Raw genomic sequence first — 1,354 nt, 5'->3', positions numbered from 1 at the left:
GGCTCATCACAAACCAGGGTGTAGCTGAGGTCTGAAGCCGCCGGTTTCGAGGAGGGATCGGGCGATATAGTGGGCGAGGTTGCGGAAGCCGAGGGCCGGCCCGCGTAGGTGCTCGAGGCGACCATTGATCGCCTCCGTTGGTCCGTTGCTGGTGCCAGGCCGGTCGAAGTAGGCCAGCACGTCGGCGGACCGCTTGGTCAGGGTGCGGCCAAGGGTGGTGATCTCGGTCAAGGCCTTGGGCACACCGGTACTGATCGAATCGATGAGGGTGGTCATGAGCTTCTTGCCGGTGGCACGGTCGCGGTGCCGGTACGCCGCGATCATCCGCTGGTAGATGCCCCAGGTGCACTCAACTTCCACGTGCTCCTCGACCGCGAACAACGCGGTGAGGCGGTCCTGCTGCCGGTCGGTGAGCAGGTCCGCTCCGGTATGCAGCGTGCGCCGCGCACGGTACAAAGGGTCACCGGCCCGACCCCGGTGGCCGTGCAGCTCGTGCTGGACCCGGCGCCGGCACTTGTCCAGGGCGTCACCGGCTAACCGGACGACATGAAACGGGTTCATCACCGTGGTCGCGTCCGGGAGTTCTTCGGTAGCAGCAGTTTTGAAGCCGGTGAACCCATCCATCGCGACGACCTGCACCGTCTCACGCCACGCTGGGTCACGGTCGGCGAGCCAAGTCTTGAACACGGCCTTGGATCGGCCGGGAACCATGTCTAACAACCGTGCTGGCCCGGTGCCGTCCTGGATCGGGGTCAGATCGATGATCACCGTGACGTACTTGTCGCCGTGCCGAGAGTGGCGCCACACGTGTTCATCGACCCCGATCGCGGTGACACCTTCGAACCGGGCCGGGTCGTTGATCAACACCCGGTACCCCTCGGCGAGGACCGCGTCATTCGCGGTGTTCCAGGCAACGCCGAGTCCTTCAGCGACCCGGGCGACGGTCAGGTGCTGACACACGATCGCGGCAAGTGCCCACGCCATCGCACGCCGCGACAAGGTGGCTCGCGGTTCGGCCGCGAGGCTGGTGTCTTGGCGCCACACATGCCCACACTCGGTGCACCGGTACCGCCGTACCGTGACCAGCAGTGTCGTTGGTCGCCACCCGAACGGTTCGTGGGCCAACCGGCGGACCACACTGCCCCGCGGGGTCCCTTCGCAGCCGCACCGGTGACACCACCGGTCATCCTCAACGACCCGGCACGTCAGCACCGCCCGGCCTGGTTCAAGACGTTGACCCGTCGCGAGGAGACCAAGCTCATCCAGGCGGCAGAACGTAGTCAGGTCAGGGGTCGTGAAGGTAGCGTTGTGCACGTCGAGGTCTTCCAGATGGGCAGTGTCAGAACTTCCATCA

The 1,354-nt window shown here is 65.7% G+C and carries 1 protein-coding gene; it reads right to left on the bottom strand.

Annotated elements, in window-relative coordinates; all coding sequences use genetic code 11:
• Positions 1-6: 6 nt before the first annotated feature.
• Entirely contained in the window at positions 7-1,314 is a 1,308-nt protein-coding gene (locus JAN01S_RS16380) for an ISL3 family transposase (RefSeq protein WP_068319898.1), read from the bottom strand.
• Between the last annotated feature and the right edge of the window lie 40 nt (positions 1,315-1,354).

Source organism: Janibacter anophelis NBRC 107843 (assembly GCF_001570945.1).
GTDB lineage: Bacteria > Actinomycetota > Actinomycetes > Actinomycetales > Dermatophilaceae > Janibacter > Janibacter anophelis.
The sequence above is the reverse complement of the archived record's forward strand: the minus strand, read 5'-3'. Positions and strand labels throughout refer to the sequence as shown.